Source organism: Methylobacterium currus (assembly GCF_003058325.1).
Classification (GTDB): domain Bacteria; phylum Pseudomonadota; class Alphaproteobacteria; order Rhizobiales; family Beijerinckiaceae; genus Methylobacterium; species Methylobacterium currus.
This window is the reverse complement of the sequence record NZ_CP028843.1, coordinates 6,416,953-6,434,724: the sequence shown is the minus strand read 5'-3', so window position 1 is coordinate 6,434,724 and position 17,772 is coordinate 6,416,953. Positions and strand designations below refer to the sequence as shown.

The 17,772-nt window shown below is 71.8% G+C and carries 18 protein-coding genes; 8 read left to right on the top strand and 10 right to left on the bottom strand.

Features of this window, described 5'->3' with window-relative positions; translation table 11 throughout:
• Positions 1-49: 49 nt before the first annotated feature.
• The gene (locus DA075_RS29525; protein WP_099956219.1) at positions 50-1,204 is read right to left on the bottom strand and encodes a hypothetical protein; all 1,155 of its coding nucleotides are present in this window, start codon (positions 1,202-1,204) and stop codon (positions 50-52) included.
• A 101-nt stretch (positions 1,205-1,305) separates the two neighbouring features.
• Between DA075_RS29525 and DA075_RS29520 the strand changes: the two genes are divergently transcribed.
• From DA075_RS29520 to der, 3 genes are all read left to right on the top strand, one after another.
• The gene (locus tag DA075_RS29520; protein ID WP_099956218.1) at positions 1,306-1,911 is read left to right on the top strand and encodes an NnrU family protein; all 606 of its coding nucleotides are present in this window, start codon (positions 1,306-1,308) and stop codon (positions 1,909-1,911) included.
• A gap of 122 nt (positions 1,912-2,033) precedes the next feature.
• Positions 2,034-2,837, top strand: a complete 804-nt coding sequence (locus DA075_RS29515) for a tetratricopeptide repeat protein (protein ID WP_164712560.1) — start codon at positions 2,034-2,036, stop codon at positions 2,835-2,837.
• A 102-nt stretch (positions 2,838-2,939) separates the two neighbouring features.
• Positions 2,940-4,286 (top strand): ribosome biogenesis GTPase Der, encoded by a 1,347-nt coding sequence (gene der / locus DA075_RS29510; RefSeq protein ID WP_099956216.1) that lies wholly within the window; start codon positions 2,940-2,942, stop codon positions 4,284-4,286.
• Positions 4,287-4,332: 46 nt separating this feature from the next.
• Here the strand turns inward: der and DA075_RS36845 are convergent, their stop codons facing one another.
• Together DA075_RS36845 and DA075_RS29505 are read right to left on the bottom strand one after the other, a co-directional pair.
• Positions 4,333-4,503: a hypothetical protein gene (locus DA075_RS36845; protein WP_164712517.1), complete on the bottom strand. Its 171-nt coding sequence runs from the start codon at positions 4,501-4,503 to the stop codon at positions 4,333-4,335.
• 212 nt (positions 4,504-4,715) lie between these two features.
• Positions 4,716-5,597: a LysR family transcriptional regulator gene (locus DA075_RS29505; protein ID WP_099956215.1), complete on the bottom strand. Its 882-nt coding sequence runs from the start codon at positions 5,595-5,597 to the stop codon at positions 4,716-4,718.
• Between the two features lie 103 nt (positions 5,598-5,700).
• Between DA075_RS29505 and DA075_RS29500 the strand changes: the two genes are divergently transcribed.
• The 3 genes from DA075_RS29500 to DA075_RS29490 all read left to right on the top strand — a co-directional run bounded on the left by DA075_RS29500 (position 5,701) and on the right by DA075_RS29490 (position 7,157).
• Positions 5,701-6,567, top strand: coding sequence for an NmrA/HSCARG family protein (locus tag DA075_RS29500; protein WP_099956214.1), 867 nt, complete (start codon positions 5,701-5,703; stop codon positions 6,565-6,567).
• Positions 6,568-6,668: 101 nt separating this feature from the next.
• A complete protein-coding gene (locus tag DA075_RS29495; RefSeq protein ID WP_099956213.1) occupies positions 6,669-6,869 on the top strand; it encodes a P-loop NTPase family protein in 201 nt (66 codons plus the stop codon).
• Between the two features lie 42 nt (positions 6,870-6,911).
• Positions 6,912-7,157, top strand: coding sequence for a hypothetical protein (locus tag DA075_RS29490; protein ID WP_099956212.1), 246 nt, complete (start codon positions 6,912-6,914; stop codon positions 7,155-7,157).
• Positions 7,158-7,202: 45 nt separating this feature from the next.
• On the opposite strand, the gene DA075_RS29485 is transcribed toward DA075_RS29490, so the two are convergent.
• The 6 genes from DA075_RS29485 to radA form a co-directional block, all read right to left on the bottom strand.
• Positions 7,203-7,607 (bottom strand): dihydrofolate reductase family protein, encoded by a 405-nt coding sequence (locus DA075_RS29485; protein ID WP_060846860.1) that lies wholly within the window; start codon positions 7,605-7,607, stop codon positions 7,203-7,205.
• A 93-nt stretch (positions 7,608-7,700) separates the two neighbouring features.
• A complete protein-coding gene (locus DA075_RS29480) occupies positions 7,701-9,860 on the bottom strand; it encodes a sensor domain-containing protein (RefSeq protein ID WP_099956211.1) in 2,160 nt (719 codons plus the stop codon).
• 417 nt (positions 9,861-10,277) lie between these two features.
• On the bottom strand, positions 10,278-11,048 hold the full coding sequence (locus DA075_RS29475) for an SDR family NAD(P)-dependent oxidoreductase (protein WP_099956882.1): 771 nt from the start codon (positions 11,046-11,048) through the stop codon (positions 10,278-10,280).
• A gap of 20 nt (positions 11,049-11,068) precedes the next feature.
• Positions 11,069-12,571, bottom strand: coding sequence for an amidophosphoribosyltransferase (gene purF / locus DA075_RS29470; protein WP_099956881.1), 1,503 nt, complete (start codon positions 12,569-12,571; stop codon positions 11,069-11,071).
• Between the two features lie 289 nt (positions 12,572-12,860).
• Positions 12,861-13,454: a CvpA family protein gene (locus tag DA075_RS29465; RefSeq protein WP_099904125.1), complete on the bottom strand. Its 594-nt coding sequence runs from the start codon at positions 13,452-13,454 to the stop codon at positions 12,861-12,863.
• Between the two features lie 128 nt (positions 13,455-13,582).
• Complete coding sequence (gene radA, locus DA075_RS29460; RefSeq protein ID WP_099956210.1) at positions 13,583-15,037, bottom strand: DNA repair protein RadA; 1,455 nt, start codon at positions 15,035-15,037, stop codon at positions 13,583-13,585.
• Between the two features lie 179 nt (positions 15,038-15,216).
• Between radA and DA075_RS29455 the strand changes: the two genes are divergently transcribed.
• Positions 15,217-15,777, top strand: coding sequence for a cytochrome b (locus DA075_RS29455; protein ID WP_099956209.1), 561 nt, complete (start codon positions 15,217-15,219; stop codon positions 15,775-15,777).
• 144 nt (positions 15,778-15,921) lie between these two features.
• On the opposite strand, the gene DA075_RS29450 is transcribed toward DA075_RS29455, so the two are convergent.
• On the bottom strand, positions 15,922-16,479 hold the full coding sequence (locus tag DA075_RS29450) for a TetR/AcrR family transcriptional regulator (RefSeq protein ID WP_099956208.1): 558 nt from the start codon (positions 16,477-16,479) through the stop codon (positions 15,922-15,924).
• An 86-nt stretch (positions 16,480-16,565) separates the two neighbouring features.
• Here DA075_RS29450 and DA075_RS29445 point away from each other — a divergent pair, with 86 nt between their 5' ends.
• The gene (locus tag DA075_RS29445) at positions 16,566-17,765 is read left to right on the top strand and encodes an MFS transporter (RefSeq protein ID WP_099956207.1); all 1,200 of its coding nucleotides are present in this window, start codon (positions 16,566-16,568) and stop codon (positions 17,763-17,765) included.
• The last annotated feature ends 7 nt before the right edge of the window (positions 17,766-17,772 follow it).

The following is a 17,772-nucleotide window of genomic DNA, read 5'->3' as shown; positions in this document are numbered from 1 at the left end:
GCTTCCCCTAAGGCATATTGACGCGACGCGAGACCGAGGGCCAGCGCCGTCACGGCCAGACCTTGATCGCTACCGGCCGCCGCACGAGGTCGCGCTCCGAGGTGACCTCGCAGCCCTTGGTCTTGAGGGTGACGGTGAACAGCGTCGCGGTGTCGCCGATGGTGTCGAAGTTCCGGCCCGGCGCGGCGGGATCGAGGAGGGACGGATAACTGACGAGTTCGCCGCCGGAGGTGCAGGGATCGTCGTAGAGCGTCGGCCCGGCGATGAGCAGGCGGGGCGCGTCCCAGGCCAGGAGGTCCCGCGACGTGCTCCAGTAGATCCCGGAGCGCGAAAAGACGCCGCCGGTGCTGGCCTGGAACACCGCGATCCAGGCGCCGGTGCCGCGGTGGCGGCTCACCGAGCCGACCGGGGCCGGAAACGGGCCCACCGGCGCGCAGGAACCGACGGGTTTCGCGCCCTTCAGGTAGGGGTTGGGGAAGCGGGCGGTGAAGGCCTTGCCGTCGAAGGCGCGCCAGCGGGCGGGATCCGAGACGTCGTCGCTGCGGAACAGGCAGACGCCGAAGGGCTGGCCGGTCCAGCCGGTGGTCGAGGCGTAGAAGTAGCGGAAGCGGCCGTCGGAAAAGATGTTCGACGGGTTGAAGAAGCCGCGATGGCGCCCCTGCTCGACCTCCTGGCGGAAGGGCGGCGCCGCGACGACCGTCGGGGGCGTCGCCCGGGTGAAGCTGCGCCCGCCATCGGTCGAACGGGCGGCCAGGATGGCGTTGTACCAGCAGGCCAGCGTCCCGGTGGTGCGGCAGCGCTGGTGGGTGTCGGCGTGGTACTCCTCGTGCAGCAAAGCCTCGACCCGCGTGCCATCCTCGGTCCAGGTGGCAGTGATCCAGGTGCGGTCGTCGAAGGCCTCCGGCTCCGGCTTGAAGGCGGAATCGAGCACGATCCGGCAATCGAGCTTCAGGCTGTCGAAGTCGCGGCCGCGCAGGGCCCGGTTGCGATAGTGCATCCCGAACAGCGCGATCCCGCCATCGGCCTCGCGCAGGGCCCGGGCGGGGGCGTCCGGCACGTCGTGGCCGTCGCAGGCGTCGCGTCCGGCCTTGAAGACCGTGCGGGCGGGGCCGACCAGGGTCAGGGCCGAGAGGGGAGGCTCGGCCGCGGCCGGCACCGTCACGGCCGCGACGCAGAGACACGCGAGGAGGAGGCGGAGGAGCATGCGGCGTCCCTGGACTCGGACTCCGAGCCTGCCCCAGACTGCTTGACGCTTGCTTTCGGCGATCCACCGGATCGGCCGCCATTCCCGAGGACTTTTTTCCGATGCTGCTCCTGATCGTCGGCCTCGCGCTGTTCCTCGGCACCCACGCCTTCACGATGGCCCGCGGCCCCCGCGCCGCCCTCATCGAACGGGTGGGGGAGGGGCCCTACAGGATCGGCTACTCGCTGGTCGCGCTGCTCGGCCTCGTCCTGACCGGGATCGGCTACGGCCAGTACCGGGCGCACGGCATGATCGAGGTCTGGTCACCCCCGGTCTGGACCCGGCACCTCGCCCTGCTGCTCGTGCTCCTCGCCTTCGTCAGCTTCGTCGCCGCCTACCTGCCGGGACGGATCAAGGCGCGGCTCAAGCACCCGATGCTGCTCGGCGTGAAGATCTGGGCGACCGCGCATCTCCTCGCCAACGGCGATCTCGGCTCGATCGTCCTGTTCGGGGCGATCCTGGCCTGGGCGGTGATGGCCCGGATCAGCGCCAAGCGCCGCGACGAGGTGAGGCCGCATGGCGGGCCCCTTGCCGGCCCGGTCGCCGCGCCCGCCGGCTGGCGCAACGACGCGCTCGCCGTGGTGATCGGCGTCGCGGCCTGGTTCGTGTTCGCCCGAGTGCTGCATCCCTGGCTCATCGGCGTCGCGGTCTGGCCGGGCCAGGCCTGAGACACGGCCAAGCCTGTGCCTGACCGGGCCTGACTTCCCGCCGGGACTGTGCTACGCGACCGGCCCTGTCGCACGGTCGCGGCGAAGAGCCCACCAGGTCCTTGGTGGCGGCGAGCCCAGAGATCATGAGCGAGAACGAGTTCATCCGCGAGGTCAACGAGGAGTACCGGCGCGACCGCCTGGCGCAGATCTGGTCGCGCTACAGCGGCGTGCTCATCGGTCTCGCGGTGCTGGTGGTGCTGGGTGTCGGCGGCTGGCGCTACTGGCAGCACGCGCAGGGACAGCAAGCCGAGGCGGCGAGCCTGCGCTTCGAGGAGGCCCTGCGCCGCGCCAAGGGCGGCACGCCGGAGGATGCCGAGAAGGCCTTCGCGGGTGTCGCCGCCGATGCGCCGTTCGGCTACCGCCTGCTGGCCCGCCTGCGCGCCGCGGCGGAAGCCGGTAAGGCCGATCCGGCCGCCGGGGCCAAGGCCTACGGGGCGATCGCGGACGATTCGGCCGTCGGCCAGTCCCTGCGCGACCTCGCCCGCCTGCGCGGCGCCCTGCTCCTCGTCGACAAGGACGATGCCGGCGCGCTCAACAGCCTCCAGAGCCTCGCCGCCCCGTCGAGCGCCTTCCGCCACACCGCCCGCGAGACGCTGGGCCTCGTGGCGCTCAAGAAGGGCGACTTCGAGGGGGCGGGCCGCTGGTTCGACCAGGTCGCCGCCGACCGCGAGACCCCCGCGGGCCTGCGCCAGCGGCTCGAGATCTATGTCGCCCTGGTGGCCGGCGGGCCGGTGCAGGTGACCGAGGCGGCGCCTCCGGCCCCCGCCGCGCCGCCGCCGCCCTCCCTCCTCGGGACGCCCCTGCCCGCGCCCGACGCTCACGATCACGACGCGCACGAGGAAACCCCGGCTTCCGAGGCTCCGGCTCCCGAGGCGACGCGCTAGAAACCCCGTAGCGCGGGATCCCTTCGTCCCGCATCATCACCTTCGAAAAGGGCGGCGTGCCTCGCGGCGTGCCCGCCCGCTGCTATGTTCAGGAAGACCTCCATGTCGATGCCCATCGTCGCGATCGTCGGGCGTCCCAACGTCGGCAAGTCGACGCTGTTCAACCGCCTCGTCGGCCGCAAGCTCGCGCTCGTCGACGACCGGCCGGGCGTGACCCGCGACCGGCGCGAGGGCGAGGTGCGCCTCGGCCACCTGCGCTTCCGCATCCTCGACACCGCCGGGCTGGAGGAGGCCGAGGCCGATTCGCTCGCCGGCCGCATGCGCGCCCAGACCGAGGCCGCCATCGCCGAGGCCGACGCGGTCCTGTTCGTGATCGACGCACGCGCCGGCCTGCTGCCCGCCGACCAGCCCTTCGCCGAGCTGGTCCGCCGGGCCGACAAGCCGGTGATCCTGCTCGCCAACAAGGCCGAGGGCGGAGCCGGCATGGCCGGGGCCTACGAGGCCTTCGCGCTCGGCCTCGGCGATCCCGTCCCGCTCTCCGCCGAGCACGGCGAGGGCATGGGCGACCTCCTCGACGCCCTCGAAGCGGTGCTGCCGGAGCCCGACGACGAGGACGACGAGGAGGGGGGAGAGGGCAAGCCCCTCAAGGTCGCGATCGTCGGCCGGCCCAATGCCGGCAAGTCGACCCTGATCAACCGGATGCTCGGCGAGGACCGGCTGCTCGTCGGCCCCGAGGCCGGCATCACCCGCGATTCGATCTCGCTCGACTGGGAATGGCGCGGCCGGCGGATCAAGCTGCACGACACCGCTGGCATGCGCCGCCGCGCCCGGATCGACGACAAGCTGGAAAAACTCGCGGTCTCGGACGGGTTGCGGGCGGTGCGCTTCGCCGAGATCGTGGTGGTGCTCCTCGATGCCACGATCCCGTTCGAGAAGCAGGACCTGACCATCGTGGACCTCGTCGAGTCGGAGGGCCGCGCCCTCGTCATCGGCCTCAACAAGTGGGACCTCGTCGCCGACCAGCCGGGACTCCTGAAGGAGCTCAAGGAGAAGGCGACCCGCCTGCTGCCGCAGGTGCGCGGCGCCGCGGTGGTGCCGCTCTCGGGCCTCGCCGGCGAGGGCATCGACCGGCTGATGCATGCCGTGGTCTCGACCGCCGAGGTGTGGAACCGCCGCGTCTCGACCGCCAAGATCAACCAGTGGCTGAGCGAGGCGACGCAGGCCAACCCGCCGCCGGCGGTGTCCGGCCGGCGGATCAAGATCCGCTACGCCACGCAGGTGAAGTCGCGCCCGCCGCACTTCGCCCTGTTCGGCAACCAGCTCGACGCGCTGCCGAAATCCTACACCCGCTACCTCGTCAACAGCCTGCGCGAGGCCTTCGACCTGCCGGGCGTCCCGATCCGCCTGTCGCTCCGGACCTCGAAGAACCCGTTCGACAAGGGCGAGTAGGCAAGGGCGAGCCGGCAAGGGCGAGCGAGGAGGGCTCGGGCGGCGCTCAGCGCGGCTTCTGGTCGGCGGGGAGGTTGCGGGCGTAGGCCTCGCGCTCTTCCTTCTCGCGGATCAGCTTCTCGTAGGCCGCCTTGGCCTCCGGCGACACCGTGAGGGTACGCGCCTGCGCGGTCTTGCGCTTGGGCGCGCGCTTGAACCGATCGGTGGATTCGCTCATCGCCGAAACACCCCCGTTTTGACTGATTGCGGACGAGCCTACCGCTTTCGGCGGTCCTTGGCGACCGCCAATGACCGAGCGGCAGATCGAATCTCGCAGGCTTGAGAGAGCTTTGCCGGCTGGAACGCTGGCCGCGGGGATGTCCGGGGAGGGGCCGGCGTCCGGGTCGGCGCCGGATTCCTTCTCGTTCCAGGAGATGTCAGGGCCTCGCCTCACCCGGCCATGTAGGCCGCCAGCTCCTCCGGCTCGCCGGTCGGGAACGTCTCGCGCAGGTGCTCCAGGAAGGCGGAGACGCGGGCGCTGAGGAGCCGCTGGGACGGGTGGAGTGCCCACAGGGCGATCTGCGACCCCGCCACGTCGCCCCAGGAGACCAGCCGGCCGGCGGCAAGGTCGTGGGCGACCAGGGAGACCGGCAGGCGCGCGGCGCCGATGCCGGTGCGGACCGCATCGCGGATCATCACGAGGGAGGACAGGGCCAGCACCGGTGCGACGGCGAGGCTCGCTCCGTCCATCAGGGCCCAGACCGCCCGGTCCTCCACATTCCGCACCACCGCCGGAACGCATCCCCCCTCCGCCGGGCGGGCGAGGCCTGGGCCCGCCACGACCACCATCCGGTCGCGCAGGAAGACCCGCCCGACCAGGGCCTCGTCCGGGTCCGGGTTGACCCGGATCACCAGGTCGTAGCCCTCCTCGACCATGTCGACGGCCCGGTCCTCCGTCGTCACCGCGAGGCGCACCTCCGGGTATTTCAGCGCGAAGCCCGCCGCGACCTTGCCCATGGCGATCTGCGAGAAGAGCAGCGGCGCGCTGATCCGCAGCCGGCCGCGGGCGCTGGCCCCGCCCGCGGCGATCGCCGCCGCGGTCTCGTCGAGCTCGGCCAGCAGCGCGCCGGCCCGCTCGTGGAGCGCCCGTCCCTCCTCGGTCAGCGTCAGCATCCGCGCGCCGCGCTCGAACAGGCGCAAGGCCAGGCTGGCCTCCAGCTCCGCAACCCGGCGCGACAGGGTCGCCTTCGGCCGGCCCGTCGCGCGGGCGGCGCGCCCGAACCCGCCATGGCGGGCAACCAGGGTGAAGTCGGCGAGGGCGAGCAGGTCCATCCGTTCCACTCACGAGACGGTGCGTCCAGATTGGACGCCTATCGGCTCGATCCTGGATCGCTCATCTTGTGGATGTGTTCAACGACGAACCCGGAGCAATCCCATGACGATCCTGGTCACCGGCGCCACCGGCACGATCGGCCGCCACGTGGTCCAGCACCTCGCGAAGGCCGGCGCCGACATCCGCGCCCTCGTCCGTGATCCCGCCAAGGCGGACCTTCCGGCGGGCGTCGCGGTCGCAAAGGGCGACCTCCTCGACATCGACGCGATGCGCGGCGCGCTCTCGGGCGTCTCCACCTTGTTCCTGCTCAACGCGGTGGTGCCCGACGAATTCACGCAGGCCTTGGTCGCCCTCAACCTCGCCCGCGAGGCGGGAATCCGGCGGGTGGTCTACCTGTCGGTGATCCACAGCGAACTCTACGTGAACGTGCCGCACTTCGCCGGCAAGTTCGGCGTCGAGCGGATGATCGAGGCGATGGGGTTCGAGGCGACCATCCTGCGCCCGGCCTACTTCATCGACAACGACCGCACCGTCGTCGACGTGGTGCGCCAGCACGGCGTCTACCCGATGCCGCTCGGACACAAGGGGCTGGCGATGGTCGATGCGCGCGACATCGGCGCGGTCGCGGCCCTGGAGCTGATCCGGCGCGAAGGGACCGCGGGACCTCTCACGCGCCTCAACCTCGTCGGGCCCGAGACGCTGACCGGGCCGGCCGTCGCGGCCATCTGGTCGGAGGTGCTGGGCCGCCCGGTCACCTATGGGGGCGACGACACGGCCGGGTTCGAGCAGAACCTGCGGAGCGTCATGCCGCCCTGGATGGCCTTCGACATGCGCCTGATGAGCGAGCGCTTCCAGACCGACGGGATGATCCCGGAGGCGGGCGACCGCGAGCGCCTGACCGCGATGCTCGGGCGCCCGTTGCACGCCTACCGCGAGTTCGCGGCCGGCCTCGGAGCCGGAGCGCGCTGAGTGTCGCCCGCGCGGGAACTCGGGCCGACACCCGATCGGCTCCATCTCGCGGGGGACCGCCCAGTGTGGAAACCGGGCCGTGGCAATGCGAGAGTAAGGGGATGTCTCCGCCTCGCTCCATCCGTTGGGTCATCGTCGGCAACAGCGGTTCGGGCAAAAGCACGCTGGCCGAGCGCCTGGGGCAGATCCTGCATCGGCCGATCTACGACCTCGATCGCGTTCACTGGCAGCCCGACGGACGCAAGCGCGACGAGGCCGATGCCAGGGCCCGCGTCGCCGAGATCGCGGCGACCGATGCGTAGATCGTCGAGGGGGTCTACGGCTGGCTCGCCGAGGTCGCCCTGGTGCGGGCGACCCGGCTTATCTGGCTCGACATCCCGTGGGACGCCTGCCGGGCCGGCCTGCTCGCGCGAGGCCTGCGGCGCGGCATGACCGTGACCGATCAGAACGATCTGCTGGCCTGGGCGCAGGACTATTGGACCCGGACCACGTCGTCATCGTTCACGGGCCACGAGCGGCTCTATCGCGGGTTCGCGGGCGAGAAGGCGCATCTGCGCACCCGCGGCGACGTGGCTGCCTTCGTACCGTGATTACGCTCGGGGCCGGACGGTGGATCCCGCGGGAGGTCCGGGCTTTCAATCCCGCCCCCGCCCCACCAGCCAGGCCGGATCGAACCAGCGGTCCGCCTCGCCGTCATAGGGCAGGCGGGTGATGTCCCATTGCTGGATGAAGGGCGCGTAGACGTTCCAGACCGCAATGCCGCCCCCGACATAGATGCGCCGGCCGGGGTAGCGCGCCAGCACCGCCCGCGGGTCCTCGTGCGAGCGGATGATGGCGATGGTGCGGTCCTGGTAGGCGAAGTCCGGCACCGCCTCGATGGTCTTCGGCCCGGCGATCAGCACGTGGCCCTGCGTCACGGCGAAGAAGCGCGTCACGTCCTCGACGTAGAGCGGGTCGGTGTTGCCCTCCCAGGGCAGCCGCCCGTGGAGGCCGAGCTGGCCCCGCTGCCCGATGGCGCACATCGCCCGCACGTCGATCATCGGCGCATTCTCTCCCGGTCCGGGCCCGGCGGGCCTCGATCGACTGATAGCCCGCCCGCCGGGCCGAGGGCCAGCCGGCCGAAGGGCGGGGGCTCACGATCCGGTCGACAGGACCGCCCCCTGCGCCGCCCGGCGCTCCGGCAGGGCCTTCGCGGGCATCGGCCGGCCGTAGAGATAGCCCTGGAGCTGGGTGCAGCCCTCGCGGCGCAGGCAGGCGGCCTGCTCGGGGGTCTCGACGCCCTCCGCCGTGGTGGCGATGCCGAGGCTGCGGCTGAGCCCGGCGATCGCCCGCACCACCGCCAGGGCCTCGCGGCTGTCGCAGATCTCGCGCACGAAGGACCGGTCGATCTTGATCTTGTCGAACCGGAACGCGCACAGGTAGCTCAAGCTGGAATAGCCGGTGCCGAAATCGTCGAGGGCGATCCGGACGCCGAGCTGCTTCATCTGCTCCAGGAGCGCGAGGTTGTTCGACGAGGCGTCGAGCAAAACCGACTCGGTGATCTCCAGCTCGAGCCGGCCGGCGGGCAGGCCGGAGGCGGCGAGCGCCGAGGCCACCCGGGCGGCGAGCGCCGGGCTGCGGAACTGCACCGGCGACAGGTTGACGGCGACGCGGCGGCCGCTCGTCCAGCGGCTCGCCTCCCGGCAGGCCTCGTGCAGCACGAAGGCGCCGATCTCGTGGATCAGCCCGGTCTCCTCGGCGATCGGGATGAAGTCGAGCGGCGGGATCGGGCCATGCACCGGATGCTGCCAGCGCAGCAGCGCCTCGTAGCCGATGGTCTCCCCGTCCTCCGCCCGCACGATCGGCTGGTAATGCAGGCCGAGTTCGCGCCGGGCGACCGCCCCGCGCAGGTCGGTCTCGATCAGCCGTCGGTAGCGGGCCGAGGCCGCGAACGTGCCGTGGAAGCGCTGGGGCCGGCCCCGCCCCGCGCGCTTTCCCTCGGAGAGCGCGAGGTCGCCGCAGCGCAGGAGCGCGTCGGCGCTGTCGGCGTCGATCGGCGCGAGGGCGATGCCGATGCTGAGGCCGGTCTCGATGCGGTGGCCCTCGATCTCGACCGGCGCGCCGGCCGCCTCGATCAGCCGGTCGGCCAGGGCCTCCGCCTCCGCCTCCGTCGCGAGGTGGGGAGCGACGGCCGCGAACTCGCCGCCGCCGAGGCGCGCCAGGGTGTCGCCCGGGCGCAGAGCGTCCCGGAGGCGTCCGGCGAGCGCGCAGAGCAGCTGGTCGCCGACCGGCTGGCCGAGGGTGTCGTTGATGCGCTTGAGGTCGTCGAGGTCGAGGCGCAGCACCGCCGTGCAGGTCCCCGCCGCGGCGTCGGAGGGCGTGGCGGCCAGGGCCGCGCCGAGCCGCTGCCGGAAGAGCGCGCGGTTGGGAAGGCCGGTCAGCCCGTCGTAATGGGCGAGGTGGTGGATCCGCACGCTCGCGGCGTGCTCCTCGCTGATGTCCTCGGCGATGAGCAGGCCGTGGAGCGGCGCCTCGCCTCGCCCGCCGATCGCCAGGGCGCGCATCCGGAGCCTGCGCGAGCCCCAGGCGGTCGGGACCGGCGCCTCGCAGGTGAGGGCGGCCGGCGTTCCGGCCGCCGCGGCTGGCGTTCCGGCCGCCGCGGCCGGCATTCCGGCCGCCGCGAGAGCGGTCCTCAGGAGCGCCGCGAGAGCGTCCGGCAGGACCGCGCCTGCCGGCCGGCCGACCAGCTCGCCGGCGCAGCCGCAGAGCAGCAATTCCGCCTGCCGGTTGGCGAGCCGGATCAGCCCGGTGCCGGCGTCCTGCACCACGACGATCGACGGCATGGTTGCGACCACGCTGTCGAGGAAGGTCGAGGTCGCGGCCAGTGCGTCGCGGTGGCGCTCGGCGGTCTCCTTGGCTTCCAGAAGCTGCAGCTCCTGCATCCGCCGGTCGCTGCGGTCGCGGGTGACCTTGGCGAAGCCGACGAGGCCGCCACCCTCGTCGCGGATCGCGTCGATGACGACGTCCGCCCAGAACGCGGTGCCGTCGCGGCGGATGCGCCAGCCTTCGGTCTGGAAGCGGCCGGATTCGCGGGCCTGGCGCAGGCCGGCCTCCGGCAGCCCCGCCGCCCGGTCCTCCGGCCTGTACAGGCAGGAGAAGTGCCGACCCACCATCTCGTCGCCGGTGAACTGCTTGGCCCGCTCCGCCCCCGTGTTCCAGTTCACGACGATCCCATGCGGATCGAGCATGAAGATCGCGTGATCGGTCACGCCCTGGACGAGCAGCCGGTACATGACGTCGATGCTTGCAGTCACGGCTGGCCGTCCCGTTTGCGGCCGGGCCCCGGCAAGGCCCAGTGTGATGAGGTTCCCTTGCGTTCTTGTTGAGCGGGAGGGTCCTAAGGCGGTGTTAAATCAGCCTGCCGCCGCAGCGAAAACGGTGTTTGTCGGACACGTCCCGAACTCTATTGGTTCAATGAGCATTTAGGGCTCAAAGTGAGCTTGCCGTGTCGAATTAGGACAAAATACCTATGTTTCGTGGCGGGAATCGCCGGCCGGGCATGCCCCAACCCTCGCCCCAGGCGCGGGGCTGGCCAGGAACATGAAGGGCGCGGGCCCACCGCTCTCCCGCGAGGGAGGGCGGTGGGCCCGCGCCCGATCGTCGAACGTTCTGTCCGAGCCGCCCCGCCGCAGGATCGGGGCCGCGGAAGAACAGCGCGCGGCCTTGCCTGCTCAGGCCGGCTTCTGCGGCGTCAGTACGCGCCCGGTCGGGAAGTCGTAGATCGTCCCGCTCTCGGTCCAGTCCGGGCTCACCAGGCGCAGGATGTGGGGCGCCAGATCCTCGGGCGTGCGCAGGGTCTCCGGGTCCTCGCCCGGCATCGCGGCCTTGCGCATCGCGGTGCGCAACGGCCCGGGATTGAGCAGCATCGCGCGCACCGGCGTCGAGGCGGTCTCGGCCGCGTAGGTGCGCACCAGCGCTTCCAGCGCCGCCTTCGACACCGCGTAGGGTCCCCAATAGGCCCGGCACGACGAGGCCGCGCCCGAGGTGACGAACACCGCCCGCCCCGCATCCGAGCGCCGCAGCAGCGGGTCGAGGGAGCGGATCAGGCGCCAGTTCGCCGTGACGTTGACGTCCATCACGCTGGCCCAGACCTTCGGGTCGACATGGCCGAGCGGCATCAGCTTGCCGAGCACGCCGGCATTGCCGACGAGCACGTCGAGCCGGCCCCAGCGTTCGTGGATGGCGGCGCCGAGGCGGTCGATGGCGTCGTAGTCGCACAGGTCGAGGGGGACGAGGGTGGCGGAGCCGCCCGACGCCCGCACGGCATCGTCGAGGTCCTCGAGCGCGCCCTGTGTGCGGGCGACCGCGATCACGTGGGCGCCGGCCGCGGCGAGCGCCAGGGAGGCCGCGCGGCCGATGCCGCGCGAGGCCCCGGTGACGACCGCGATGCGGTCCGCGAGAGGCTTGTGGGAGAGGGGCGGGGAGGGAGGGCTATCGGACATGCGCTCGGTCTGCTTCGGGTTCAATCGGCCTCGGCGAGGATCGCCATCCGGCGCGGCGAGGCGACCGCGAGGTCGGTCAGCGGCGTCGGGTAGTCGCCGGTGAAGCAGTGATCGGTGTATTGCGGGCAGGCGGCGTCGCGGCTCTCCTCGCCCATCGCCCGGTAGAGCCCGGCGATCGACAGGAAGGCGAGGGAATCGGCGCCGATATACTGGCGCATGCTCTCGAGGTCGTGGGTCGCGGCGAGCAGCTTCTCCTTCTCCGGCGTGTCGATGCCGTAGAAGTCGGGATGGGTGATCGGCGGCGAGGCGATGCGGAAATGCACCTCGCGGGCACCGGCCTCGCGCATCATCCGGACGATCTTCACCGAGGTGGTGCCGCGCACCAGGCTGTCGTCGACGAGGACGATGCGCTTGCCCTCGACCGCGGCGCGGTTGGCCGAGTGCTTCATCCGCACGCCGAGCTCGCGCACCGACTGGGTCGGCTGGATGAAGGTGCGGCCGACATAGTGGTTGCGGATGATGCCGAGCTCGTAGGGCAGCCCGGTCTGCTGCGCGTAGCCGAGCGCCGCCGGCACGCCGGAATCCGGCACCGGGATGACGATGTCGGCCTCCGCCGGCGATTCCTTCGCCAGTTCGAGGCCGATATTCTTGCGCACCGTATAGACGTTCTTGCCGTTCACGATCGAATCGGGACGGGCGAAGTAGATGTACTCGAAGATGCAGGGACGGAGCGGTTGCGCCCGGGCGAAGCGGATCGATTCGATGCCCTCTTCCGAGATCACCACCATCTCGCCGTTCTCGACGTCGCGCACGAAGCGGGCGCCGATGATGTCGAGGGCGCAGGTCTCGGAGGCCAGGATGTAGCGGCCGTCGAGCTCGCCCAGCACCAGCGGGCGGATGCCGAGGGGATCGCGGGCGCCGATCAGCTTCTTGTTCGTCATCATCACGAGGGCGTAGGCGCCCTCGATCTGGCGCAAGGCGTCCATCACCCGGTCGACGATGCGCACGTGGCGCGAGCGGGCGACGAGGTGGAGGATCGCTTCCGTGTCGGAGGTCGACTGGCAGATCGCGCCGTCGCGCACGAGCTGGCGGCGCAGCAGGAGGCCGTTGGTCAGGTTGCCGTTATGGGCGACCGAGAGGCCGCCGGTCTCCAGCTCGGCGAAGAGCGGCTGCACGTTGCGCAGGATCGTCTCGCCGGTGGTCGAGTAGCGGACGTGGCCGATCGCCGTCTCGCCCTTCAGGCGCTCGATCGTGGCGAGGTCGGAGAACGAGTCGCCGACGAGGCCCATGCGGCGCTCGGAATGGAACACCCTTCCGTCGAACGACACGATGCCGGCCGCCTCCTGGCCCCGATGCTGCAGGGCGTGGAGGCCGAGCGCCACGATCGCGGCGGCATCCGGATGGCCGTAGATGCCGAAGACGCCGCACTCCTCGCGCAGGGTATCGCCGTCGAGGTCGAGATCGCCGCCGAACGCTTCGCTCGCCCCGGGGGCACCCCGGAAGGTTTCGCTGCGTGCTGACATGATGAGAAGCCCCTGGTGGCCGGTCACCGCACGGCCTCGCCTCGCCGACCCCGCGCACCGGTCATCCGCGCGCGGGCCTGATTCGCTTGAGCGAAGCAGGGCCCGGGCCACCTGCGTCGTGCCTCGCGCCCGATCGAGATGCGTCCGAATTCTTGCCTCGCGCCGGCTATGTAGTCGCTGCCGTTGGCGGAACCAAGGCGTCAAACGTGCGTTGCGCGGCGTATCACACATGCAAAGGGCGCCGGTCGGGCGCCCTTGTGCCGGTCGATGTGAGCGTCGTGCGGCCGAGTCAGCGGCGCGGGCTGGCGTCGGTCCGGCGCTGGGGCGGGGCGTCGGCCTCCGCCGGGGCATCGGTGCCGGGATCGGTCTCGGGCTTGGGCTTGCGGAACTGCTTGAGCAGGCCTTCCGGGTTGTCCGGCAGCATCGCCACGAGCTTCTGGCCGCTATTCTCCAGGATCTCGCGGCTGCGGGCCTGCTGGGCCCAGTCCGGCACCTTGCCCTGGACCAGCCAGGCGAGGAACACCCAGCCGATCACGCAGATCAGGAAGCCGCGGGCCGCCCCGAAGGCGAGGCCGAGGCTGCGGTCGACCGCGCCGATGCGCGAATCGAGGATCAGATCCGAGATCTTCACGGTGATCACCGAGACCACCAGGAGGGTCACGAGGAAGATCGCGGCGATCGAGACCACCAGCGAGACGGTGTCGCTGGAGACGTGCTGCTTCACGGTCGGCAGCAGCAGCGGGTGCAGGTACCAGGCGAGGCCGGCCGCCGCGACCCAGGCCACGATCGCCAGCACCTCGCGGGTGAAGCCCCGCACCGCCGCGAGCAACGCGGAGATGACGACGACACCCAGCACGACGAGATCGAGAACGGAGAACGGCATCGGCAGGAACGGTTCGGGGGCTGTTGCGTTGCCTCGGGATCGCGGCTGCCCTGACCGCCGGGGTTGTATACGCTGCCGGATGTGATCCGTCACCCTCGCCGTCGCCCGTGCGCTGACAAGCCGGCGGCTCACATGTCCTCGTCGTCGTAGGCCGGCATCCGCTGCGGTTGGCGCCGCCCGCCGCGGGCCGGCTTGCCGTTGGCGGCGACACCCGCCACCAGATCGGCGATGTGGCGCAGGGATTCGGCCGGAAACCCCTTCTCGGACCCGTCGCGGCCGCTTCCTTCTCGACCTTGGGGCATCAGCGCCTTGGCGAAGCCGAGCTTCTGCGCCTCCTTCAGCCGCGCCGGCGCCTGCGCCACCGGGCGGATCGCCCCCGACAGGCCGACCTCGCCGAAATACACCGCGTCCGACGGGAGCGCCGCGCCCGAGAGCGAGGAGACCAGGGCCGCCGCCACCGCGAGGTCGGCGGCGGGCTCGCTGATGCGCAGGCCCCCGGCCACGTTGAGGTAGACGTCGTGCCCCCCGAGCCGGATGCCGCCATGGGCCTCCAGCACCGCCAGCACCATCGACAGGCGGTTGGGATCCCAGCCGACCACGGCGCGGCGCGGCATGCCCAGCGCCGAGGGCGCCACCAGGGCCTGGATCTCGACGAGGAGGGGCCGCGTGCCCTCCATCCCGGCGAAGACCGCGGTGCCCGGCGCCGCGAGGTCGCGCCCGGCGAGGAACAGGGCCGAGGGGTTCGGCACCTCCGAGAGGCCCCCGTCGGTCATCTCGAACACCCCGATCTCGTCGGTCGGGCCGAAACGGTTCTTCACCGCGCGCAGGATGCGGAAATGGTGGCCCTGGTCGCCCTCGAACGAGGCCACCGCGTCGACCATGTGCTCGACCACGCGGGGGCCGGCGATCTGCCCGTCCTTGGTGACGTGACCGACCAGGATGACGGCGGTGCCGGAGGTCTTGGCGAAGCGGATCAGGCTCTGGGCCGAGCCGCGGACCTGCGTCACCGTGCCGGGGGCCGATTCCACCGTCTCGGTCCACATCGTCTGGATCGAATCGATGATCGCGAGCGCCGGCGGACGGCCCTGGCTCAGGGTGGCGATGATGTCCTCGACATTGGTCTCGGCGGCAAGCTCCACGGGGGCGCCCGACAGGCCGAGCCGCTCGGCCCGCAGGCGCACCTGGCCCACCGCCTCCTCGCCCGAGATGTAGGCGACGCGCTCGCCCCGCTTCGCCAGGGCGGCGGAGGCCTGCATCAGCAGCGTCGACTTGCCGATCCCGGGATCGCCCCCGAGCAGGATCACCGAGCCGCGCACGAAGCCGCCGCCGGTCACCCGGTCGAGCTCGGCGATGCCGGACGAGGTGCGCGGCGCCTCCTTGACCTCGCCCGTTAGCCCTTCGAGTGGAAAGATCCGGCCCCGGGCCCGGCTCGGCCGCGTCGCGACCGGGCCGGAGACGGGGCTCGCCGCGCCGGTCTCCTCGACGATCGTGTTCCAGCCGTTGCAGGCCTCGCAGCGCCCGCGCCAGCGGTTGTAGACCGCGCCGCAGGACTGGCAGGCGAAGGTCTGGTGGTTCTTCGCCATCGGCGGCGGATCTCCGAGAGGGGTGGCCGCGCGCCGGCAGCCTCCCGTGTTCCTGATATGTCCCGAGGGGGACACGGTTGCAACCGCGCCCCGCGACGGTTCCGAAACGAACCTGCCGCGCTCGCGTCCCAATCCGCGGCGACAGCTCGGGCCTCTCCTCAGCGAAGGACGCTTGCCCGATGTCCCGGTCCGGCCAGGGTTTTCATTATGACCGCCTCCAGCGCGGCTTCCACTGGCTGATGGCGGCCCTGATCGTCATCGCGCTCGGCCTCGGCATCTACGCCGCCTGGCAGGTGCCCGGCACCTCGCCGCGGCGCGAGCTGCTCGACATCCACAAGTCGCTCGGCCTGACGGTGCTGCTGCTCCTGCCCCTGCGCTTCGTCTACCGGCTCGTCGCCGGCGAGCCGGCCTACCGCTCAGCCCCCTCCCGGAGCGCCCATCTCGCCGCGACCCTGGCGCATCTGACGCTCTACGCCCTGATGGTGCTCCTGCCCGTCAGCGGCTACGTCTACTCGGCGGCGGGCGGCTACGGCCTGCCCTGGTTCGGGGTTTTTTCCTTCCCGCGCCTCGTCCCGGTCGACAAGGCGCTGTCGCAGGCGGGCTACGGCGCCCATTACTGGATCGCCTGGGGCTTCGGGATCCTGCTCGGCCTGCACCTGCTGGCGGTCGCCTGGCACGCCTGGATCCGCCGCGACGAGGTGGTGGGGCGGATGTGGCCGCGGCGGGTGGCCGGGGGTTGAGGCGAGTTCGGCCTGATCTGATCCGGCGGCGCCAAACGCGGGTTTCCTCCTCCCCCGCGGGCGGGGAGAGGAGAGAACCCGAGCCTGTTCTTTCATCTGACTGCCCTGCGGCTCACGGTGGGAGCGGACCTTGCGCCGGATCCGTCAGGCGGCCACGAACGCCGCCTCCACCAGCCCTCCCACCCGCTCCGCCCCCAGCGCCTCGTCGAACAGGATGCGGTAGACGATCGGCGCGACGACCCGGTCGAGAATCGTGTCGATGTCCGGAAACGCCTCGTTGCGGGATGCGGCGCGCTCCGCGATGGCGGCGATCTGCTGCCTGACATAGCCGCAGCAGCGCCGCGGGCCAGCCTCGCCCTCGGCCGCCAGCACGTCGCGGATCATCTCGCGGCCGAGGCTGGAGGCCATCTCCTCGGCATATTGCTCGGCCCAGGCCAGGAGGTCGCCGATTCCGCTGCCCGTCTCGACCGGCACCATGTCCGGCCGAAGCCGCTCGACCGCGACGTCGGCCAGAAGCTCGTTCAGCTCGCCCCAGCGCCGGTAGATCGTCGAGGGCGTGACGCCGGCCTCGGCGGCGATCAGCGGGATCGTCACCTCGGCGCGGTCGAGCCGGGCGAGGAGATCCCGTGTGGCGCGATGCACCGAAGCCTGGACCCGCGCGCTGCGCCCGCCCGGACGCGGCCCTCCCTCCCTCTCCGCCATCGCTGCCTCGCCTTCCAAACGCAAAGAATTTGCTTTTAGCACGCCGTGGCGCTAGATCCTTAACGCAACGGATTTGCTTTAGGGGCATGACGATGCGCACAGGTCAAGGATCCCGGCGGGTCGACCCGCTCGTCGTCCACGCCGTGACGCTCGGGGCGTTCTTCGCCGCCGCGGCGGCACCGACGCCGCTCTACCGGATCTACCAGGAGACGCTGGCCCTCTCGCCGGTCTTCGTCACCCTGGTCTTCGCGGTCTATGCGGTGGCCCTGCTCAAGGCGCTGCTCGTCGCCGGCTCGCTCTCCGACCATCTCGGGCGCCGGCCGGTGATCGCCGGGGCGTTGTGGCTCGAGGCCGCGGCGATGGGCCTGTTCCTCCTGGTCGGAAACGGGCCCGGCTGGCTCGTCGTCGCCCGGATCGTCCAGGGATTCGCCACCGGCATCGCCGCCGCCTCCCTGGGCGCCGCCCTCGTCGATGTCGGCCGCGCCCGCGGGCCGATCGTCAATGCGGTGGCACCGCTCGCCGGCATGGGCGTCGGGGCGCTGGGCACCAGCGCGCTGATTCAATATGCGCCGCTGCCGCTGCACCTCGTCTACGGCCTCCTTCTCTGCACCTTCGCCGGGCTGGCGCTGGCGATCTGGCTGATTCCCGAGAGTGCCGCACGGCGGCCGGGGGCGCTCGCGTCCCTGAAGCCCCGCATGGCCGTCCCGCCCCGGATCCGGCGGCCGCTCGCCCTGGTGACGCCGATCAACATCGCCAACTGGACGCTCGGCGGCTTCTACCTGTCGCTGATGCCCTCGGTGGTCGCGGCGGCCACCGGCAGCCGCGCGCCGCTCACCGGCGGCGCCGTCGTCACCGCCCTGATGGTGGCGGGCGCTGTCACCGTCCTGCTGCGCCGCACGGCGCCGCCGCGGGAGAACCTGACCTTCGGGGTCCTCACCACCGCTCTCGGCGTCGTCGGGGTCGTCGGCGGCATCCACGCGGCGAGCGTACCGGTGCTGATCTTCGCCACCCTGGTCACCGGCTGCGGCTTCGGCACCAGCTTCCTCGGCTGCCTCGGCACGATCATGCCGCTCGCCGAGCCCGACGAACGCGCCGGGCTGCTCGCCGCCTTCTACGTCCAGAGCTACCTCGCCTTCAGCCTGCCGGCGGTCGGCGCCGGCTTCCTCGCCCGCGCCCTCGGCTACGCGGCGACGGCCGATCTCTACGCGGCGGCGATCCTGGTGGTGAGCCTGACCGGCCTCGGGCTGCTGCGGGCGCGGTCGGGGCGGGGGCTGGCGGTGGCATAGGCACGGA

Bases quoted from the DNA above. Each gene is read 5' to 3' on its own strand.
- DA075_RS29525 (WP_099956219.1), bottom strand. From the start codon at position 1,204: ATGCTCCTCCGCCTCCTCCTCGCGTGTCTCTGCGTCGCGGCCGTGACG.
- DA075_RS29520 (WP_099956218.1), top strand. From the start codon at position 1,306: ATGCTGCTCCTGATCGTCGGCCTCGCGCTGTTCCTCGGCACCCACGCC.
- der (WP_099956216.1), top strand. From the start codon at position 2,940: ATGTCGATGCCCATCGTCGCGATCGTCGGGCGTCCCAACGTCGGCAAG.
- DA075_RS36845 (WP_164712517.1), bottom strand. From the start codon at position 4,503: ATGAGCGAATCCACCGATCGGTTCAAGCGCGCGCCCAAGCGCAAGACC.
- DA075_RS29505 (WP_099956215.1), bottom strand. From the start codon at position 5,597: ATGGACCTGCTCGCCCTCGCCGACTTCACCCTGGTTGCCCGCCATGGC.
- DA075_RS29500 (WP_099956214.1), top strand. From the start codon at position 5,701: ATGACGATCCTGGTCACCGGCGCCACCGGCACGATCGGCCGCCACGTG.
- DA075_RS29495 (WP_099956213.1), top strand. From the start codon at position 6,669: ATGTCTCCGCCTCGCTCCATCCGTTGGGTCATCGTCGGCAACAGCGGT.
- DA075_RS29485 (WP_060846860.1), bottom strand. From the start codon at position 7,607: ATGATCGACGTGCGGGCGATGTGCGCCATCGGGCAGCGGGGCCAGCTC.
- DA075_RS29475 (WP_099956882.1), bottom strand. From the start codon at position 11,048: ATGTCCGATAGCCCTCCCTCCCCGCCCCTCTCCCACAAGCCTCTCGCG.
- purF (WP_099956881.1), bottom strand. From the start codon at position 12,571: ATGTCAGCACGCAGCGAAACCTTCCGGGGTGCCCCCGGGGCGAGCGAA.
- DA075_RS29465 (WP_099904125.1), bottom strand. From the start codon at position 13,454: ATGCCGTTCTCCGTTCTCGATCTCGTCGTGCTGGGTGTCGTCGTCATC.
- radA (WP_099956210.1), bottom strand. From the start codon at position 15,037: ATGGCGAAGAACCACCAGACCTTCGCCTGCCAGTCCTGCGGCGCGGTC.
- DA075_RS29455 (WP_099956209.1), top strand. From the start codon at position 15,217: ATGTCCCGGTCCGGCCAGGGTTTTCATTATGACCGCCTCCAGCGCGGC.
- DA075_RS29450 (WP_099956208.1), bottom strand. From the start codon at position 16,479: ATGGCGGAGAGGGAGGGAGGGCCGCGTCCGGGCGGGCGCAGCGCGCGG.
- DA075_RS29445 (WP_099956207.1), top strand. From the start codon at position 16,566: ATGACGATGCGCACAGGTCAAGGATCCCGGCGGGTCGACCCGCTCGTC.